The sequence below is a fragment of the Deinococcus sonorensis KR-87 genome (genome assembly GCF_040256395.1).
Taxonomy (GTDB): Bacteria; Deinococcota; Deinococci; order Deinococcales; family Deinococcaceae; genus Deinococcus; species Deinococcus sonorensis.
This window is the reverse complement of sequence record NZ_CP158298.1, coordinates 391,081-407,607: the sequence shown is the minus strand read 5'-3', so window position 1 is coordinate 407,607 and position 16,527 is coordinate 391,081. Positions and strand designations below refer to the sequence as shown.

Here is a 16,527-nt window from a genome sequence, read left to right as displayed (position 1 = left end):
TGGACCTCCTTTCGGTGGGTGGACCCTCAATGGGAGGGCCCGGCGGCAGGTCAGGGGATCGTCGCCTTGAGGTGCTCGTCCGTCCGGACGCGGTAGGACATCAGCACCACGCCGCTGGAAAAGGTGCGCGTTTCCCGCAGGTCCAGGCGGGCCGGTACGTCAGCTTCGAACAACCGGCGGCCCCGCCCGACCACGACCGGATGGACGAGCAGGTCCAGCTGATCCAGCAGGCCGTGACGCAGCAGCGACTGAACCAGGGTGATGCTGCCGCTGACGTTGAGGGTGCGGTTGCCGCCGGCCTTCAAGCGCGTGACGGCCTCCACCATGTCGCCGCCCAGCACGGTGGAGTTCACCCAGTCGGGGTCGGTCAGCGTGGTCGAGATCACGTACTTGGGAATAGCGTTCATCATGGCGGCGGCAGGATCGCCGGCGGGCGCGTGTGCAAAGGCGGCCCGGAAGGCCTGGTGCGTCACGCGGCCCAGCAGCAGCCCGTCTGCGGCCGCCCCTGACGCGCCGATGTACTGCCCGATCTCGGGCACGAAGTACGGCGTGGACCAGCCCGCCGCCTCGAAGTCGTCTGCCGGACCGGGCCCCTCCACCACCCCGTCGAGCGACATGAACTGACCAGCAACGAGTTTCCTCATGGTGTCCTCCCTGCAACCGCGTGACGACGGACCAACCCCGGACCGCCGGGCGCTGTCCAGCACGTGATCATCCGTAATCGCTTGCCTGAGTTAGTGTATAACGTAACAGTCCTAAATTGCAACTCCTCGCTCAGTTTTTCATACTGCTCCCGATACACTGGAGGGAATGCCCTCCAAACGGTCATACGAGGACGGATGCGCCGCAGCGCACGCGCTGGACCTGATCGGCGAGCGCTGGGCCCTGCTGGTGGTGCGCGAGTTGCTGCTGGGCCCCCGGCGGTTCACGGACCTGCGCGAGGCGCTGCCCGGCATCAGTCCCAACGTGCTGACGCAGCGGCTCAGCGATCTGGATGACGCCGGCGTGCTGCGCCGCCACCACCTCCCACCCCCGGCGGCCTCGTGGGTATATGAGCTGACCGCCTGGGGACGCGAGCTGGAACCGGTGCTCCAGCAGCTGGGACGCTGGGGCGCGCGCTCCCCAGCGCGCCGGCCCGGGCAGCCGATCAGCCTCGCCACGCTGATCACGGCCATGAAGACGATGTACCAGCCGCCACACGGGGGACTGGAGGCGACCCTGGCCCTTCAGATCGGCGCGGATGCCTTCGCGGTTCGCCTGACCGGAGACCGGATCGAGATTGAGCGCGGCACGCCGCCCGGTCCCGGCGCCACCCTGCACGGCGACGTGCCGACGCTCGGCAGCGTGATCTTCGGGGGCCAGCCGCTTGAGGAGGCGGAGACGACAGGCGGGATCCGCGTGGAAGGAGACCGGGCACTGGCGAAGCGCTTCCTGCGCCTGTTTCCGCTGCCGGAACCCGCGGCGCCCACGCCTGCCGGGACCTGATCGAGGGCCGGCTCAGATGGCGCGTGAGGTTCGAGCCGAAGCGCAAGAGAGGGCAGGCGCCCCCAGCCTCAGCTCACCCGGCCACAGCACCCGCGAGCGCCACACCCTGCCCAGGGCGCCGTCCAGCGTCGCACCGCGTCGTGACCCCGCAGGTCCAGCGGCACGGCGCCCGGCTGGACCTCCCGGAGCGCGGACCGGCGGCCCGGCAGGCGCCCAGGAAAGCACAGCGCGTCCCCTGCAAGCCCGGCGGTGCACAGGCGCCGCGTGACGCCGGTCGGGCAGGTGTGGAGGCAACACGCACGCCGCAGTGCAGGGGGCGGCGCGGGCGGCCGTCAGGGGCCCTCACGGGCTGGCCAGCACGCCGAACGGCCGCGGCTCCGCCACGACGTGGGGGCAGTGTCGCAGGTCATCCACGCCCGCCAGCCGGCACCGCAGCCGCACGGCCGCCCAGCATGGCCACCGCCTGCAGCTCCCCTCGGGCAGCGGAGGCGGGTGGCGCAGCGCGCAATGCAATGCATTGGTGCGGACCTGTGCGGTGGGGCGAACGGTGCCGTGCCACTTCCACCAGGCGGAGGTGACGCGCGCCGGTCCGGGGGCTGGACGGCCCGGCGCGCGGGGCGGACGTCCTGGCGCCACCCGCACGGCGGAAGCGGCCGCCGTGCGGGCATGACCGCCCTGGCCATACCTTCCCTCGCTCCAGCGGCCGAGTCTCCACTGAAGAGGACCCCCGGCTCACCCTGGAACGGGTGGACCCAGGGGCCCGGCCGACGCCTGGATGTTCACGCCGGCTGCTTGGGGAGGGTGAAGCCGAAGGTCGCGCCCTCCCCCTCCGACGACACCGCCGACACCTCGCCCCCGTGTCGGTGGATGATGCGCTGCACGTTCGCCAGTCCCACCCCGGTGCCCTCGAACTCGTCGGCGCGGTGCAGCCGCTGGAACACCCCGAACAGCCGGTCAGCGTACTGCGGGTCGAAGCCCACCCCGTTGTCCCGCACGAACACCGCCCACGCCTGCGGCCGCTCCTCTGCCCACACCTCGATGCGGGCCACGTCCCGCGTCCGGGTGTACTTCAGGGCGTTCGACAGCAGGTTCACCGCCACCTGTCTCAGGGTGTCTGCGTCTCCACTGACCATCGGCAGCGGCCGCACCTGCAGCTGCACCTGCCGGTCCACCATCTCCAGTTCCAGCTCCGCGCGCGCCGCCGAGAACAGCACGTTCAGGTCCACCGGACCCCGCTTGAGCGCCAGGCGCGCGGTGTGGGAGAGGTCCAGCATCGCGTTGATCAGCACGTTCATGCGGGTGGCCGCGTCCCCGATCACCGTCAGGTACCGGTCCTCCTTGTCGGTGAGCCGGCCACGCACCGAGCGCTGCAGCAGGTCCCGGAACCCCAGGATGTGCCGCACCGGCGTGCGCAGGTCGTGCGAGACGCTGTACGCGAACGCCTCGAGTTCCTCGTTGGCGAGCGTCAGTTTCCTTCGTTCCTCGGCCAGCTGCGCGACGCCCCGGGCGCCCGCGATGGCCAGCCCGACGCTGCGGACCATCGCCTCGAGGATCACCTGATCGACGGCAGACCAACGGCGCGCCTGGTGCAGGCCGAACACCATCACGCCCACCACCTCGTCGCCCGCCCACACGGGGAACGCCGCCGTGGCCTTGATCTCCGTGAACTGCGGTTCGAGCGGCCCGGCACTCCGGGCGTCGAACTGTCCCTGGTAGTACGGCTCGCGGGTGTCGAACGGCCGGTCGATGTTGCGGACCGTGCCGCGCGGCACCCCCCGCTGCAGCGCCTCGAGCAGCTGGGGATTGTCGAACTCACCGCGGTAAGAGCGCAGGCGCCAGGTGCTGCCGTCCAGCTCGTAGTACGTGCTGACGGTGAGCGGCAGCTGGCCCAGCACGATGTCCTGCGCGCGGCCCACCACCTGCAGCGGGTCTGGCTCCAGCGCGAGGTCCCGGGTGAGTTCCGCGAACGCGTCCAGGGCGCGGGTGCGGGCGTCCAGCTCCGCGTTCTGCGCTTCCAGCCGTTGCGCCTGCTCCGCGCGCTCCAGGGCGAGATCCAGGCCGCGGCCCACGCTGCGAAAGATCGCGCGGTCCCGCTCGGTCCAGCGGGCGGTGTCGGTCCGGCCGAGGGTGATGAAGCCGCAGATCCGGCCGCTGAGCGTCACCGGGTACGCGGCGACCGTGCCGTACACCTCACTGTCCTCGATGCCTTCCGCCTCGGCACTCCACGCCTCGGTGAAGGTCGGTTGCCGGGTGTGCAGCAGGGCCTGGATGAACGGCGTGCTGCTCGGCAGACCCGCCTGGAGGCGCGTCAGGAGGTGCGGGCGGGCGGTTGGAGCCTCGGTCCAGGTGCGCAGCGTCCACCGCTCACCGTCGCGCGCGTAATACCCGCCGGAGCCCGCCGGGAAGCGGGCACGCAGCACGTCCACCGCCCGCTGGGCCAGGGCGCTGACCTCGGTCTCCCTGCCGATCACTTCGGTGTAGGCCACGAACGCGTCCAGCGCGGCCCGTTCCTCGACCAGCGCCCGGGTGCGCGCGGCCACCTGCGCTTCGAGCTGCCCGGTCGCCCGCGCGCGGCCCAGCGCGATGCCGCACTGCGCGGCCAGCGTCCGCAGGAACGAGATTTCCTCCAGCGTGAAGGTGTGGGGCTCCCGGAAGTCGAGCGCGATGGTGCCCAGCGGCTGACCGTCGAGCACCATCGGGAGGACCGCCGTCGCCCCCGCGGCCACCGCGCCGGTGCGCGCTTCCAGCGCCGGGTAGCGCTCGACCAGGGCCCCCGGATGTTCGAAGAACAGCGGCTGGCGCTGCAGCAGCGCGTCCGCCGCGGGGTCGTCCCTGGTCAGCGGGCCGTCCTGCCAGATGGTCGGTGCGCCCACCTGGTCCCCGTGGGCGACGGCGAGCTCCAGGCGGTCGCCCGCGTCGTTGACCAGCAGCACCGCGCCGGCGATGGCGTTCAGGGCCTCCAGGGCCGGCTGCAGCACCACCCGGTAGACCGCCTCGGGGATGGTCGCGGCGGCGAGGGCTTCCGTGATGTGCTGCAACCGTTCCGCCAGGGAGAGCGGCGAGGCCGCGGCCGCTGCGGGCGGAATGGACATGCGAGCAGCATAGCGCGAGCGGCCGCACCGGCCGGAGCCCCGGGTCCTCCCGTTCGGCGATGCGCTTCGTGGAACGGCCGCCTGTCGGTGCACGGGTCAGGTCATGGGGACACGCTGCCCCGCCAAGTGCCCTGGAGGACTGCGGGATTTTTCTCGGTTCTGCTGCCGAGCGCGTTGCATCATGAGGATATGTTGAAGATGCGGACGCTGCACCTCGTGGTGGTCGACGACAACCCGGCGGAACACGCCCTGCTCACCAGCATCTTCGAGCGCATCAACGCCTCCCCCACCTGCACCTTCTTCACCTCCACCGCCGCCGCCCTGGCCGCCCTTCGGCAGGCGCTGACCGAGAACGAGTCGTTGCCGGACCTGATGCTGCTCGACGTCCATCTGCCGGGTCAGTCTGGCCTGGAGCTCCTGAACTGCATCAAAGGCGACCTCCGACTGCGGCGGCTCCCGGTCATCATGATGAGCACCGCGGAAGACGCGCAGGAGATCCACGCGTGCTACCGGGCGGGCGCCAACGCCTTCTTCGTCAAACCCGTCGGGTACGATCGGGTGGTCCAGCTCTACACGCAGTTGCTGTCGTTCTGGGCCCAGCCGTCCCTTCGCCTGCCCGGGCATCCGGTGAGTGGGCGCCTGACGTCCTGACGTCGCCAGTCCACGAGCGACGAGCGCTTCAGTCGAACACAGAGTTCACGTCCCGCCGCGAGGCAAGGCAAGGCCGGGGGACGGACCGGAGCCGGCGGGGACGGGGCGCGTCCAGGTGCACCGGGGAGACAGAACGGTGCGGTCCGCTGAACGAAGGATGACGTGGCCCTGGGTCAGGGCGGACCCCCCCCATTCCGTAGCGCGTCCACCATAGGGAGGGACGTGCTGGCCGCGCTACAGGAGCAGACCGCGCAGACCTGCCGCGTGATCCACGAAGCGGAACTCGCGCTGGCTGCGGTGCTGGGAGAGCAGGAACCGGCGAGCGCCGTCCTGCTCCGCGCGCACCGGCACATCGCGTGGGTGAGGAAGCTCCACCGTGGTGCCTCGGGCCGGCCGCGGGGGCACGAAGCGCTCGGCGCGCTCCGTGCCCAGGACGGGGCTCACCGGGTGAGGGTCACGCCTCGCGGCCTGGGCAGTTGCCCCTGGTCGGGGTGATCTTCCAGTGGCCACGACACCCGGCACCGCCGGACGACGGCTGCGAGGCGCACGGAGAAACCTTGTTCACCTGAGGAGGCCACGCGCCGCTCAGGACGACCGGCACTGTTCTGGCCCCACGAAGGGTCCGCTGTCGTCGTGCTCGCAGTCCTGGGCCCCCAGCTGCTGCTTCCCCAGGGGCGCGACCATTCCGAGACGCTGAGCTGAACGGCAGGTGCGTCCCGGACGCGGGCCGCCAGGCCCACGTCTCGGCCGTCAGAAGGGGATGAGCAGGTTCAGCAGCTGCTGGGAGCGGCTGCACGACACGGCCGCGCTCCGGGTGGCCGCCCGGGCCGCGACCGCCCGGAAGGCGGCCTCCGAAAGCGGCCGCTCGCCCCGCAGACTCAGGCGGTGCGTCACCGTCCCGCTCCACGGCCCGGCGGTGACCGGCAGCTCCTCAGGCTGGTACACCCGGTCGCCCTCCAGCGGCACCAGGGTGTGCCAGCAGCCGTCCGGGGACACGTATTCGATGCAGCAGGTGAGCATGCCTCCAGTATGCTCCAGGCGCTGCTGGAGGAAGCGTGCCCCAGCACCCTGGACCGGTCGGGTGAGGCGAGGTGCCCGTGGGGGCGGTCTCAGCCGAGCATGGCGGGGGACGTCCAGCGCCCGGTGAGCCGTGGGGCGGTCAGGCGACTGGAACCGCGGCCGATGCCGGTCGGCTCGACGTCCACTCAGGGTCCAGCCCCGCGTCGTGCAGCGCCGTGATCAGGAGGGTGGAGACCAGCCGCCGGGCGAGGTCCGGCGGCCAGGACCGGTCCGCTCGCAGCGCCAGCCGACCGGTTTATCGTGTGGAGGTGCTGAGAACTTCATCGAACACGGCCGGCCCGTTCGTCGGGCGCCTGCGGGCAACCAGGTTGGAAGGAAGATGCATCATGGCGCCCGGTGCCTCCCCGCAGGTGCCCACTTGAAGGCGCGGTTCCGGGTGCTGCTGTGCGGGTGTATGGTGCCGTTCCTCTCCGGCGCCGGCGCGCAGGCTCTTCCTCCGGCCGTCCCGGTCTGCCCGCCACGGCAGGTGCAGGCGGCGTCAGGGGCGCTGCCCAGCGTCGCGCAACGGATCGAGATCCTGGCGCAGGTGACGCGGACCCTGCAGGAGCAGTATGTCGACCCGGCGGCCGTCGATCAGCGGTGGCTCACGTCAATTGAGCCGCTGCGTCAGGCCGCGCTGGCCGCGGCGGATGACCGGCAGTTCGAGCAGGCGATGACGGCCCTGCTGGCCACGCTGCACGACCGGCACACCGCGTGGTTCTCGCCGGCCGCCACGCAGCTGCTGCGTGACGTCACGGCCGGCACCCTGCGCGATCCGTTGGGAATGTGGTTCCTGGCGCTGCCCGGTCACCTGCCGTCCGTCGACTGGGTCGAGCCGCACTCGCCCGCCGAGCAGGCGGGGGTCCGGCAGGGTGACGTGCTGCTCAGCATCAACGGTCAGGTGTGCCCCCGCTCCGCCGCGCTGGATGGTCCGGCGGGCACCCGCGTCACGCTCGGGCTGCAGGGACCGCACGGCCCGGCCCGGCAGGTGACCGTGACGCGCGGGCAGCTCACCGACACGGTGCCCTGGCAGGTGACGCGGCTGAAGGGGCACCCCTGGGTCTACCTGCGGCTGGACAGCTTTCTCGAGGAGGGCATCGCCACCGAGGTCCGCCGGCAGCTGGACGCGGTGGTGCGCGCGGGCGGCGTGCAGGGTGTCATCGTGGACCTGCGCGCCAACACCGGGGGGTGGCTGGGTGAGGGCCAGGTCCTGATGGGCGCCTGGACGGACCAGACCTTCATGACGGAGGTAGGGCGCACCGGAGACCGCCTCGACGTTCCCGGCTTCCCGTATGCCTATGAGGGGGCCCTGGGGGTGCTCCCTGAACAGATGAAGGTGGCGGTGCTGGTCGGTCCGAACACGGCCAGCATGGCCGAGATGACGGCCGCGGCGTTGCGGGTGGTGCGGCACGCCGCCGTGCTGGGCCAGCCGACCGCCGACGTCCAGGGCACCACAGCGCAGCAAGCGCTGCCCAACGGCGCGGTGTTCCAGTGGTCACGGAAGCGCGTGATGCTGCCGGATCATCGTCTGCTGGGGCGTGGACCGATTCAGCCGGACGTGCTGCTGCCGCTGGCCCCCATGCAGCCGCCGGAAGACGACCCGGCGGTTGCCGCGGCCCTCCGCGTGCTGTCGGCCAGCCGATGAGGTGAGCGGGTCCGCCGGTGGCGTCCCTGTGGCGCGAGGCCGGGGATGACCCTGCCCCTGCAGTGATCCCTCCACGCCGGGCGCGAACGGTGTGCTCGGTTGACGGGTGAAGGGCTGCTCGGTTGAGCTTCCGGGACGACGATCCTCATCACCCGGGTCCTCGACTGCCGACGATCATGCGGGGAGCCACGACGCGCGATCCCGTTCCTTCACGCGCCAACCGGAGCAACGCAAGTCGTATGCTGGTCTTCCTCTCACCCCTCGGAAAGGACGCAGAAGCGATGGCCCAGGTGCGCGTTGGTGTGATCGGGACCAGTTGGTGGGCAGAGCACATGTACCTCGCGAGCCTCACGCGGGACCCAGCGGCTCACGTCGTGGCGGTCTGCGGCCGCGACGACCAGCGTGCCCGTGAACTCGCACAGAAGTACGGTATCCCAGGTGTGTTTCTGGATCATCGGGCATTGATCCGTGACGGCACCCTCGACGCCGTCGTCATCTGCACCCCCGACGATCTGCACTATTCAATGACGATGTCCGCCCTGGATGCGGGCTTGCATGTCCTGTGCGAGAAGCCCCTGGCGCTGAATGCCACCGAGGCGGCACAGATGTACCGAAGAGCCACCGAACGGCAGGTGCAGCACATGGTGCTGTTCACGTGGCGTTGGCTGCCCCACATCCGCTCCCTGCATGACCTGATCCGAGGTGGGTTTGTCGGCCAGCCGGTTCAGGCGCAGTTCGTGTTCCAGGGCGACTACGCGGCGTCAACCGACTACATGTGGCGGTTCGATGCCGCGCGGGCCAACGGGATCCTCGGTGACCTGGGGTCGCACATGATTGATCTCGCCCTGCTGCTCATCGGGGAGGCGCGGGAGGTCAGCGCGCACCTGGACGTCATGCTGCCGCGCCGCAGCCCGGACGGCCGGACGGTGCACGCGGCCAATGACACGGCGTCCCTGATCCTGGGGATGGACGGAGGTGCACAAGCCACCATCCAGGTGAGCGCGAACATCCCGACGGGCGGAGGCATGCGGCTCCACACCCTGCTGGCCGGCAGTGACGGCACGCTCGACGCCACATACACCTTCAACACGCTGGGGAGCTCGCTGGTGTTCCGGGGCATCCGGCGGGATGAGCCGGCCTTCAGGACGCTGGAGGTGCCAGCGTCGTACGGTGATCCGCAGCGGAACATCTTTGAGCTGTTCGCGGAGCAGCCGGTGGGGCCCCGGGCGTTCGTGGAGGCGATTGCCCATGGCGGGGCGGCATGTCCGGGCTTTGATGTGGGCCTCAAGGTGCAGCACATCATCGACGCCGCCCTGGAGGCTCAGGCCACGGGACGCCGGGTGCGACTGAGCGAAGGACCCGCTGGTTGAGGCGGTCGTCCGTTCCGGGTGTGCCGTCCGCCCTGGGGATGTCCGCGGTCCTGATCCCGCCTCTCGGGCGGGACCGGCGCAGCGCGGTGAGGCCCGTGTCGGTCCGAACTCAGGGTGACACCAGGTGCAGGGCTGCCGAATGCAACTGTCAGGCTCGAGCCCTCACGGCCGGGCGCGAGCGTCACGAGGGCCCGCAGGCGACGCCCGGATCGTTCCGCGGGAGCGCTCGGCCAGGCGGCCGCTGTGTGCACCTCCTGGACGTTCGCCCGTTCACTTGAGGAGCCGGCGGCACATCGTTCATTCGAACCGGGCCAGCGGACAGGCGTCAGGTTCGAATGAACGATGTGGCCGTCCTGGGCGGTGCCGTACGGTGTCGGCAGGTCAAACAGCGTCCCTGACCGAAAGGAGCCTGATCGACATGCCCATCCTGAAACCGCTGGTCCTGACTGCCCTGCTGGCCATGACCGCCTGCGGCGCTGGCAGCGCCCCGACGCCCTCCTCCCCGTCCGGGTCCGGCACGCCGCCCACCCAGTCCGGTGGGGGCACGCCGCCCAGCACCTCCGGTGGGGGGACACCGTCCACCCCGCCGGGTCCGGGCACGCCGTCCACCCCGCCCGGCAGCGGGCCGTGCCCGCCCGCCGGGCCGATCGCCGCGCCGGCCGCTGGTCCGCTCGATGCGGCGCTCTTCGGGGTGTGGACGGACGTCACGGACAAGCTGGAGCTCGCTTTTCTACCGGACGGCCGGGCGTTCATGCTGGACACCCGGCCCGGCACCAAGGTCGGCGCGCAGCCGGGCACCTGGCAGGTCCGGCAGGGCAAGCTGGACTTCCACTGGCTGATCTCCGGTCCGGACCGTGAAAGCTACGGGGTGAGCGGGAACGGCATGACGGTAGCCGGTTGGATCGAGATGAACCGCACCGGCAGCGCGGGCGACGCCCCGGGAGAGTACGCCCGGCAGACGGCCGCCGCGGCCGCCGACGCGCAGACCTGGCAGGCGCGCTACCCGGTGGGGCCGATCGTGGCCAGCAACGCCAAGAATGACCCGCAGCCGGGCCGGGTGTGCGCGGGCGCCACCGTCTACAGCGGGGAGGGGCTGGACGTCGAGGACATGACCATCCTGACGGCCTATTACACCGATCCCTACCAGGTGGTGCATGAATACAAGACCGGGCAGGCGGTGGAGTTCAACTTCCTGCCGAACGGGCGCTTCTGGCACAACAGCTGGCTCGCGAAGGGCGTGGACGCGAACTTCCAGCCGGTGCACGAGCTGATCACCGTCTGGGGGCGCTACCGGGTGCAGCCGGGTCCCGCGCTTGAGGGCGACACGGTGACGCTCGAGTATGACGGCGGCACCACCGAAACGGTGAAGGTGCTGGGCGGACGGCGCTACCTGTATCAGCCGGGCAGTGACATCCTGTACCTGAACCAGCACCCGAAACCCACGCCGGGCGGGTAACCCGGGCCACCTGCACCCGCTGGACCGATGGAAGGCCCGGCGGGTACACCACAGGGTCGCCGATGAGACGAGGGTCAGTGTGGTGACCTCCAGGATGCCCCTCCCCGCCTGGATGGGACCGGCGCGGACAGGCCTTCGCGCTCTGGGCGGGTGGCCGCCCGGGGATACGCTGAAGCGAGACGGCCGGTGCGGGCGGAGAGGTCGGCTCGGGCCGCGTGGGTGGACGAAACCGCCCAGCTCACGGTGTCCTGCAGCATCCGGCAGGGGCCGGTCAAGGGCGGGAATGCACTGAAGCGCTCCTCATGCCCGCCAGGCGCTGGAGATCTGGGTCCTCAGCTTGCCAGACCGGCCACCGGGACGCCGGCAGGAGCAACGGTGACCTGGTTGCGGCCGTTGGCTTTCGAGGCGTACAGCGCCGCATCGGCCCGGCGCATGCAGCGCTCCAGGCTGTCGTGCGGGGTGCCCTCGTACACGGCGGCACCGATGCTCAGTGTGACCGGCACCTGGCGGCCCTCGTGCTCCAGACGCAGCGCTTCGACCGCAGCGCGCAGCGCCCCTGCGGCCAGTTCCGCTTCGTGCGGTGTGACCTCCGACAGCAACGCCACGAATTCCTCGCCGCCATACCGGGCGAACAGCGCCGACGGGCCGAGACTCGAGCGGCACGCCCGGGCCGTCTCACGGAGCACCTGGTCACCGGCCGCGTGGCCATGGGTGTCATTGATAGTCTTGAAGCGGTCGATGTCGAGCATCAGCACAGCACAGCGGCCCCCCTCGTCCTGGACCTGGGTTTCGGCGAGCTCAAGGAAGCGCCGCCGATTGGTCACGCCGGTCAGGGCGTCGGTCTGGGCCTGGACTTCCAGTTGCCGTTCCGCTTCCCGGCGGGCCGTGATGTCGAAGAGCACCAGGGCGTGTCCGTTGAGTCGCCCCGCCGGTCCCGGGATGGGCGAGCGGTGCAGCGAAAAATGAGCCTGAACGCCGTCACGCACGAACGTCACGTCGTCCAGCGTCTCACGGCCCATGGCCGCCGGCATGAGGCTGGGCAGCACGTCCGGCAGCCGGGCCCCGATCATGTCCTTCGACGTCGGGCCGAAGAGTTCACGGGCGAACGGATTCAGGTCGATGATGTGATCGCCCGGATCGAGGACCACGATGCCGGCCCGGATGTTGTGAATCACGGTGTGATGGGCGATCGGCACGACGCGCAGCGTGTTGTACCGAAACAGCGCCAGCGCGAAGAAGATGCCGGACAACAGAAAGAAGAACACCACTTCGTCCACCCTCGGCAGCAGATCCAGCCCGAACAGGTCTTCGGACATCCGCCCGGCCAGCGGGGCGAAGCCGCCCAGCGTCAGCAGCAGCCCCTGGCGCCGGAAGAGCGGCTGGGTGGTGCGGTAGAAGTTGAAAAACAGCGCCACACTTGTCAGGATGAACGCGTAGATGGCGGCGGCGTAGGCCCAGAAGAACGGGCCGTGATGGACCTGCAGTTCAGGTTGCCCGGCCTCGACGTGCATGGACATCCACATCAGATGATGCGCGCTGTTGGTCCACACGATGCCGAGCGTGAGCAGCACCCAGCCGGTGAGCGCCACCCGCACCGTCCGGTTGAGCCACGCTTCGCGCGAGGTGGCGTAGAGGGAGAACAGGAACCACACCACCGGCGCGGGCGCGGCGCCCAGGTATTTGGCGATCAGCCAGAACCGCTTGCCACTCTCGGTGACGCTCGAGAGTTCCAAGATGTAGCACCCGGTCCAGATGCTGAGCGAGACCATCAGCCAGAAGAACGTCTGCGCGGCGGGCGTTTTTCGGCCGGCCGCCACCAGCCCAAGGCAGAGCGTCAGGATCAGCGAGACAACGAAGGCCAACACCTCTGGCGTGTAGTGCAGCACGTGATCCTCCCGGCGGTGGCGATGTTTGCCAAACCCTCACCAACCGTTCATAGGATACCGTCTCCGGGACGGTGTGCTGTGAGAGCAGGCCGGCGGGCACGTTCGGGAGGAGGGGAGCCCTGAGGCTGTTCCGGGCGGGTCGCCACGTGCGGCAGGCGAGCCTGAATCTGCTTGAGCTCCCCGCTGGACCACCGGCCGATGTGTTTAAGGCAGCAGGACCAGCGGGCCCACCCACCCCCACGGCTGCCCGGTGGCTGCGGCCCTCCCCGGTGGCGGGACCGTCCTTCGTGCGCCGTTCCGTCACCTGCTGGGGGCACGTCCCGCGCCGCAGGACAGGCGCCGCCATCCCAAGCTTTGTAAAGCGCCGCGCAGGCGCAGCACACGGTGGACCGGTGCGCGGGACTTCACCGTCACCGGTGGCCCGGGCATTCGGTCGCTCCCCGTGCCAGCCAGGACGACGCACTGGTCCTGCGCGCCTTGGGGCGGACCGACGGGAAAAACTCGGTGTCGCGTCACCGGTTCCGTCCGCATCCCCAGCACGCCCGCTGGCGGGTGGCCGGAACGGGGCGGTGACCGTGCGAGTCAAGCGACCGTCCACCGCAGCCCGGCCGGTTCAGCCGCCATCGCCGTGGTCCTCTGTCCAGCTCCCGCCGGTTGGAGGGCTCGCGGATCATCCGCACGGGGCCCCATCCGGGGACCACGCTGCCGTGCCGATCGGGGGCTCAGCCGCCCAGGACCGTGGCGACGGCGTCGGTGCCGCACTTCTCGTCGATGGTGCCGCTGGGCGCGCCGCCCACGCCCACGGCACCGACCACGGCTGTGTTCACGCGGATGGGGGCGCCGCCGGCCAGCACCAGAAAGCGGTCGATGCGGGCGAGTTCCGCGGAGGCCGGGTTGGTGCGGAGGTTCTCGGCGATGGCGGCGGTGGTGTTGCGCGCGGAGGCGCTGGTGTAGGCCTTGCGGTACGCGGCGTCCACGGTGTGCGGCCCGGCGTTCTCGGCGCGCGCCACGGCGAGGGTGATGCCGGCGCGGTCCACCACGGTCGCCGTGACGTTGTAGCCCAGCTGGGCGCAGTTCTGCACGGCGAGCTGAGCGATCCGCACGGCCGCGAAGAGGCTGAGGCTCGTCTGCGTGACGCTCGGCGTGGTGGCGAGCTGGACGGGCGCGGCGGTCTGGGCGGCGGCGGTGGACGTGAGCAGCAGGGCGAGCAGGTGCTTGTGCATGGAGCGTATCCTGCGCCCGCGCGCCGGGGGCGCGCCATGCGGGCGCGCCACAGCGGGCCTCCGTAGAATTACGGACCCTGGCTGGTCAGGACCACCCGCACCAGGTGCGCGAGCGACTCCACCTGCAGCTTCTCGAAGATGCTCGCGCGGTGGGTTTCCACCGTCCGGGCGGAGATGCCCAGCCGCCGGGCCGCCTGCTTGTTGCTATGCCCGTCCACCATCAGGCGCAGGACCTCCGCTTCCCGCTCGCTGAGCCGCGCGAGTTGCGCCCGCGCGTGGTCGGTGGCCGCCCTCGCCTCGCGCCTTTCCCGGTGCTGGTGCACGCCGCGCTGCACGGCGTCCAGCAGGTCGTGCTCGTCCACCGGCTTGGTCAGGAACTCGGTGGCGCCCTGACGGAACGCGCGGCGGCACAGCTCGATGTCGCCGTGGCCGGTGATGATGATGACCGGCAGGTCCGCCCCGCTGGCACGCAGCTGCTCCTGCAGGTGCAGCCCGCTGACGTGCGGCATGCGGATGTCGAGGATCAGGCAGCCCACAGCGTGCTTGTCGAACGCGGCGAGGAAGCTGGCGGCGCCCGGGTAGTCGCGCACCGTCAGGCCGACCGTGCCGAGCAGGGTGGCGAGGGCGTCCCGCACCGCGTCGTCGTCGTCCACCAGGTACACGGTCGGGTCGGCCAGCGGGACGCCCTCAGGCATGGATGGGCGCCTCGACCGCGAGCGGCAGCGTGACGGTGAAGCGGGCGCCTCCCCCGGGGCGGTTCTCGCCGCGCAGCTCGCCGCCCATCCCCTGCGTGAGCGTATGGGAGAGCGACAAGCCCAGGCCCAGGCCCGCGGCCTTGGTGGTCGTGAACGGCGTGAACAGCCGCGCCATGACGTCGTCGCTCAGCCCGGCGCCGGTGTCGAGCACCTCCACCACCGCGGCCCCCGCCTGAACCGCGCTGGTGACGCGCACCGTGCGCTCGGGAGCGTCCTTGACCGCCTCCACCGCGTTCCGCACGAGGTTGAGCAGCACCTGCTCGAGGTGCACCGGGTCCGCGCGGACCAGCAGGGGCGCGCGGCTCAGGCGGGCGTCGAGGGTGACGTCCTGCCGCCCCGCGTCGTGGGCGACGAGCGTGACGACGTTCTCCACCGCCTGATGCACGTCCACCACCAGCGCCGCTGTGGGCGTGCGTTTCACCAGGCCGCGCAGGTGCGTGATGATGCCCGCCGCCCGCTTGGCCTGCGTCACCACCGCTTCCACCGAACGCCGCGCCCGACCGCCGTCCGCCGCCGGGTCCGCCAGCAGCCGCAGGGCCGCCTGGCCGTGGCTGACGATGGCGGTGAGCGGCTGGTTGAGTTCGTGCGCGAGGCCCGCGCTCATCTCACCCAGGGTGGACAGGCGCGTGACGTGCGCGAGCATCTCCTCGTGCGCGCGCACGCGGCGCTCGCCTTCCTCCAGCGTCGCCAGCACGCGGGCGCGGAGCGGACCCACGTCGCGCAGCACCAGCACCCACCCGGCGTCCCCGCCGACCGGGGCGAGCGCGCCCTCCACCCGCCGCGCGCCGTCGCCGGTCACCAGCGTGACGCCTTCGGGGAGGTCCGCGCCGGTGGGGCTGTGCCAGAACGTCGCCGCGTCGAAGGGCCGCTGCCCCAGCGTGGCGCGGAAGCGCGCGGCGTCCCGCAGGTCCGCCCCGGGCGTGAGGGCGCCGCCCAGCAGGGCGCGCGCTGCGGGGTTGGCGAGGCGCACCCGGTGGTCCGCGTCGGTGACGACCAGCGCCTCGCTGACCGCGTGAAAGGCGCGCTCGGCGCGCGCCCGCTCGTCGTGCAGCGCCCGCTCCGCGTGCCGGACCTCGGCGCGCGCCCGCTCGCGGCCCTCGATCAGGCGCACCAGTCCGGCGCCCGCCAGGGCGCTGCCCACGGCGAACAGCGCCGCGCCCCACAGCGGCAGGTCGCTCCAGCGCAGCGGATGCGCCCCCTCGAACACCAGCGGCTGCGCGGCGCTGCCCAGCACCTTGCGCACGCGCAGGACCGGCAGCGCCGCGTCCATCCGCCCCACCGGGCGGCGCAGGTCCTGCCGTACCAGCACCGCGCCGCCGTCCGGGCGCCGCAGCTGGAAGGCGGACGTGGGGTCCGTGAAGTCCTCGGCCCGGGCCAGGCGCCGTCCGTCCACCCACACCCGCAGGTCGCCCCGGGCCAGCGCGTACACGGTGGGGACCGAGGGATGCCACTGCAGGCCCGCCCGGTCCGGCACCAGCGGGCCCCCGGGCAGGTGCGCGCCGCTCGGCCCGATGGCCGTGCAGCGGCCCCGGCAGCGCTGCACGCCCACGATCTGCGGGTACTGGGCGCGCATCGCGTCCGTGTACTGGCCCAGTGCCCGGCGGCCCACGCCCGCGCGGGTGAGGGCGTCCAGGCTGGCCAGCACCGCCTCCTGCTGCTCGCTGCGCTGCGACAGCACCCGGTGCAGGATGCGGGCGCCGGTCTCGAACTGCGCCTGGACGGAACGCGCGGCCGCCCAGCACCACGTGAGGCCCACCAGCAGCGTCACGAGCACCCAGGCGAGGAGGGCGGCGCGGCGAAGGGAGGGCATGGGCCCATGATGGGTCCGCGTGGCGCTGCGGTGTCAAGGGCCAGTGGATGAGGAGGACGCCTGGTCCGGCGGCGCCGGTGGGGCGTGACCCGCCG

At 71.5% G+C, this 16,527-nt stretch carries 13 protein-coding genes; 5 read left to right on the top strand and 8 right to left on the bottom strand.

Annotated features, from left to right (window positions below; all coding sequences use genetic code 11):
* Positions 1-50: 50 nt before the first annotated feature.
* On the bottom strand, positions 51-644 hold the full coding sequence (locus tag ABOD76_RS05085) for a dihydrofolate reductase family protein (RefSeq protein ID WP_350242047.1): 594 nt from the start codon (positions 642-644) through the stop codon (positions 51-53).
* A gap of 166 nt (positions 645-810) precedes the next feature.
* Between ABOD76_RS05085 and ABOD76_RS05080 the strand changes: the two genes are divergently transcribed.
* The gene (locus tag ABOD76_RS05080) at positions 811-1,485 is read left to right on the top strand and encodes a winged helix-turn-helix transcriptional regulator (protein WP_350242045.1); all 675 of its coding nucleotides are present in this window, start codon (positions 811-813) and stop codon (positions 1,483-1,485) included.
* Between the two features lie 779 nt (positions 1,486-2,264).
* On the opposite strand, the gene ABOD76_RS05075 is transcribed toward ABOD76_RS05080, so the two are convergent.
* Positions 2,265-4,577 carry a GAF domain-containing protein gene (locus ABOD76_RS05075; protein ID WP_350242043.1) on the bottom strand — a complete coding sequence of 771 codons (2,313 nt, stop codon included), beginning with the start codon at positions 4,575-4,577 and terminating at the stop codon, positions 2,265-2,267.
* Positions 4,578-4,766: 189 nt separating this feature from the next.
* On the opposite strand from ABOD76_RS05075, the gene ABOD76_RS05070 reads away from it, so the two are divergent.
* On the top strand, positions 4,767-5,228 hold the full coding sequence (locus tag ABOD76_RS05070) for a response regulator (protein WP_350242042.1): 462 nt from the start codon (positions 4,767-4,769) through the stop codon (positions 5,226-5,228).
* 234 nt (positions 5,229-5,462) lie between these two features.
* Here ABOD76_RS05070 and ABOD76_RS05065 read toward each other — a convergent pair whose 3' ends face one another.
* Both ABOD76_RS05065 and ABOD76_RS05060 read right to left on the bottom strand, forming a co-directional pair.
* Positions 5,463-5,672 (bottom strand): hypothetical protein, encoded by a 210-nt coding sequence (locus ABOD76_RS05065; protein ID WP_350242041.1) that lies wholly within the window; start codon positions 5,670-5,672, stop codon positions 5,463-5,465.
* Positions 5,673-5,978: 306 nt separating this feature from the next.
* A complete protein-coding gene (locus ABOD76_RS05060; RefSeq protein ID WP_350242040.1) occupies positions 5,979-6,248 on the bottom strand; it encodes a hypothetical protein in 270 nt (89 codons plus the stop codon).
* A gap of 418 nt (positions 6,249-6,666) precedes the next feature.
* Between ABOD76_RS05060 and ABOD76_RS05055 the strand changes: the two genes are divergently transcribed.
* The 3 genes from ABOD76_RS05055 (at position 6,667) to ABOD76_RS05045 (ending at position 10,758) form a co-directional block, all read left to right on the top strand.
* Positions 6,667-7,932: a S41 family peptidase gene (locus tag ABOD76_RS05055; RefSeq protein WP_350242038.1), complete on the top strand. Its 1,266-nt coding sequence runs from the start codon at positions 6,667-6,669 to the stop codon at positions 7,930-7,932.
* A gap of 122 nt (positions 7,933-8,054) precedes the next feature.
* Complete coding sequence (locus ABOD76_RS05050) at positions 8,055-9,302, top strand: Gfo/Idh/MocA family protein (protein WP_350242036.1); 1,248 nt, start codon at positions 8,055-8,057, stop codon at positions 9,300-9,302.
* Positions 9,303-9,720: 418 nt separating this feature from the next.
* Positions 9,721-10,758 carry a hypothetical protein gene (locus ABOD76_RS05045; RefSeq protein WP_350242034.1) on the top strand — a complete coding sequence of 346 codons (1,038 nt, stop codon included), beginning with the start codon at positions 9,721-9,723 and terminating at the stop codon, positions 10,756-10,758.
* 332 nt (positions 10,759-11,090) lie between these two features.
* Here ABOD76_RS05045 and ABOD76_RS05040 read toward each other — a convergent pair whose 3' ends face one another.
* From ABOD76_RS05040 to ABOD76_RS05025, 4 genes are all read right to left on the bottom strand, one after another.
* Positions 11,091-12,623, bottom strand: coding sequence for a histidine kinase N-terminal 7TM domain-containing diguanylate cyclase (locus ABOD76_RS05040; protein ID WP_350242033.1), 1,533 nt, complete (start codon positions 12,621-12,623; stop codon positions 11,091-11,093).
* A 743-nt stretch (positions 12,624-13,366) separates the two neighbouring features.
* Complete coding sequence (locus ABOD76_RS05035; protein ID WP_350242031.1) at positions 13,367-13,867, bottom strand: GlcG/HbpS family heme-binding protein; 501 nt, start codon at positions 13,865-13,867, stop codon at positions 13,367-13,369.
* Positions 13,868-13,935: 68 nt separating this feature from the next.
* On the bottom strand, positions 13,936-14,562 hold the full coding sequence (locus ABOD76_RS05030) for a response regulator transcription factor (RefSeq protein WP_350242029.1): 627 nt from the start codon (positions 14,560-14,562) through the stop codon (positions 13,936-13,938).
* The gene (locus tag ABOD76_RS05025; protein ID WP_350242028.1) at positions 14,555-16,432 is read right to left on the bottom strand and encodes an ATP-binding protein; all 1,878 of its coding nucleotides are present in this window, start codon (positions 16,430-16,432) and stop codon (positions 14,555-14,557) included. Before ABOD76_RS05025 ends, ABOD76_RS05030 begins: the two co-directional genes overlap by 8 nt.
* Between the last annotated feature and the right edge of the window lie 95 nt (positions 16,433-16,527).

Excerpts from the sequence above, each read along its gene's own strand:
- ABOD76_RS05085 (WP_350242047.1), bottom strand. The coding sequence starts at position 644 with ATGAGGAAACTCGTTGCTGGTCAGTTCATGTCGCTCGACGGGGTGGTG.
- ABOD76_RS05080 (WP_350242045.1), top strand. The coding sequence starts at position 811 with ATGCCCTCCAAACGGTCATACGAGGACGGATGCGCCGCAGCGCACGCG.
- ABOD76_RS05075 (WP_350242043.1), bottom strand. The coding sequence starts at position 4,577 with ATGTCCATTCCGCCCGCAGCGGCCGCGGCCTCGCCGCTCTCCCTGGCG.
- ABOD76_RS05070 (WP_350242042.1), top strand. The coding sequence starts at position 4,767 with ATGTTGAAGATGCGGACGCTGCACCTCGTGGTGGTCGACGACAACCCG.
- ABOD76_RS05060 (WP_350242040.1), bottom strand. The coding sequence starts at position 6,248 with ATGCTCACCTGCTGCATCGAATACGTGTCCCCGGACGGCTGCTGGCAC.
- ABOD76_RS05045 (WP_350242034.1), top strand. The coding sequence starts at position 9,721 with ATGCCCATCCTGAAACCGCTGGTCCTGACTGCCCTGCTGGCCATGACC.
- ABOD76_RS05035 (WP_350242031.1), bottom strand. The coding sequence starts at position 13,867 with ATGCACAAGCACCTGCTCGCCCTGCTGCTCACGTCCACCGCCGCCGCC.
- ABOD76_RS05030 (WP_350242029.1), bottom strand. The coding sequence starts at position 14,562 with ATGCCTGAGGGCGTCCCGCTGGCCGACCCGACCGTGTACCTGGTGGAC.
- ABOD76_RS05025 (WP_350242028.1), bottom strand. The coding sequence starts at position 16,432 with ATGCCCTCCCTTCGCCGCGCCGCCCTCCTCGCCTGGGTGCTCGTGACG.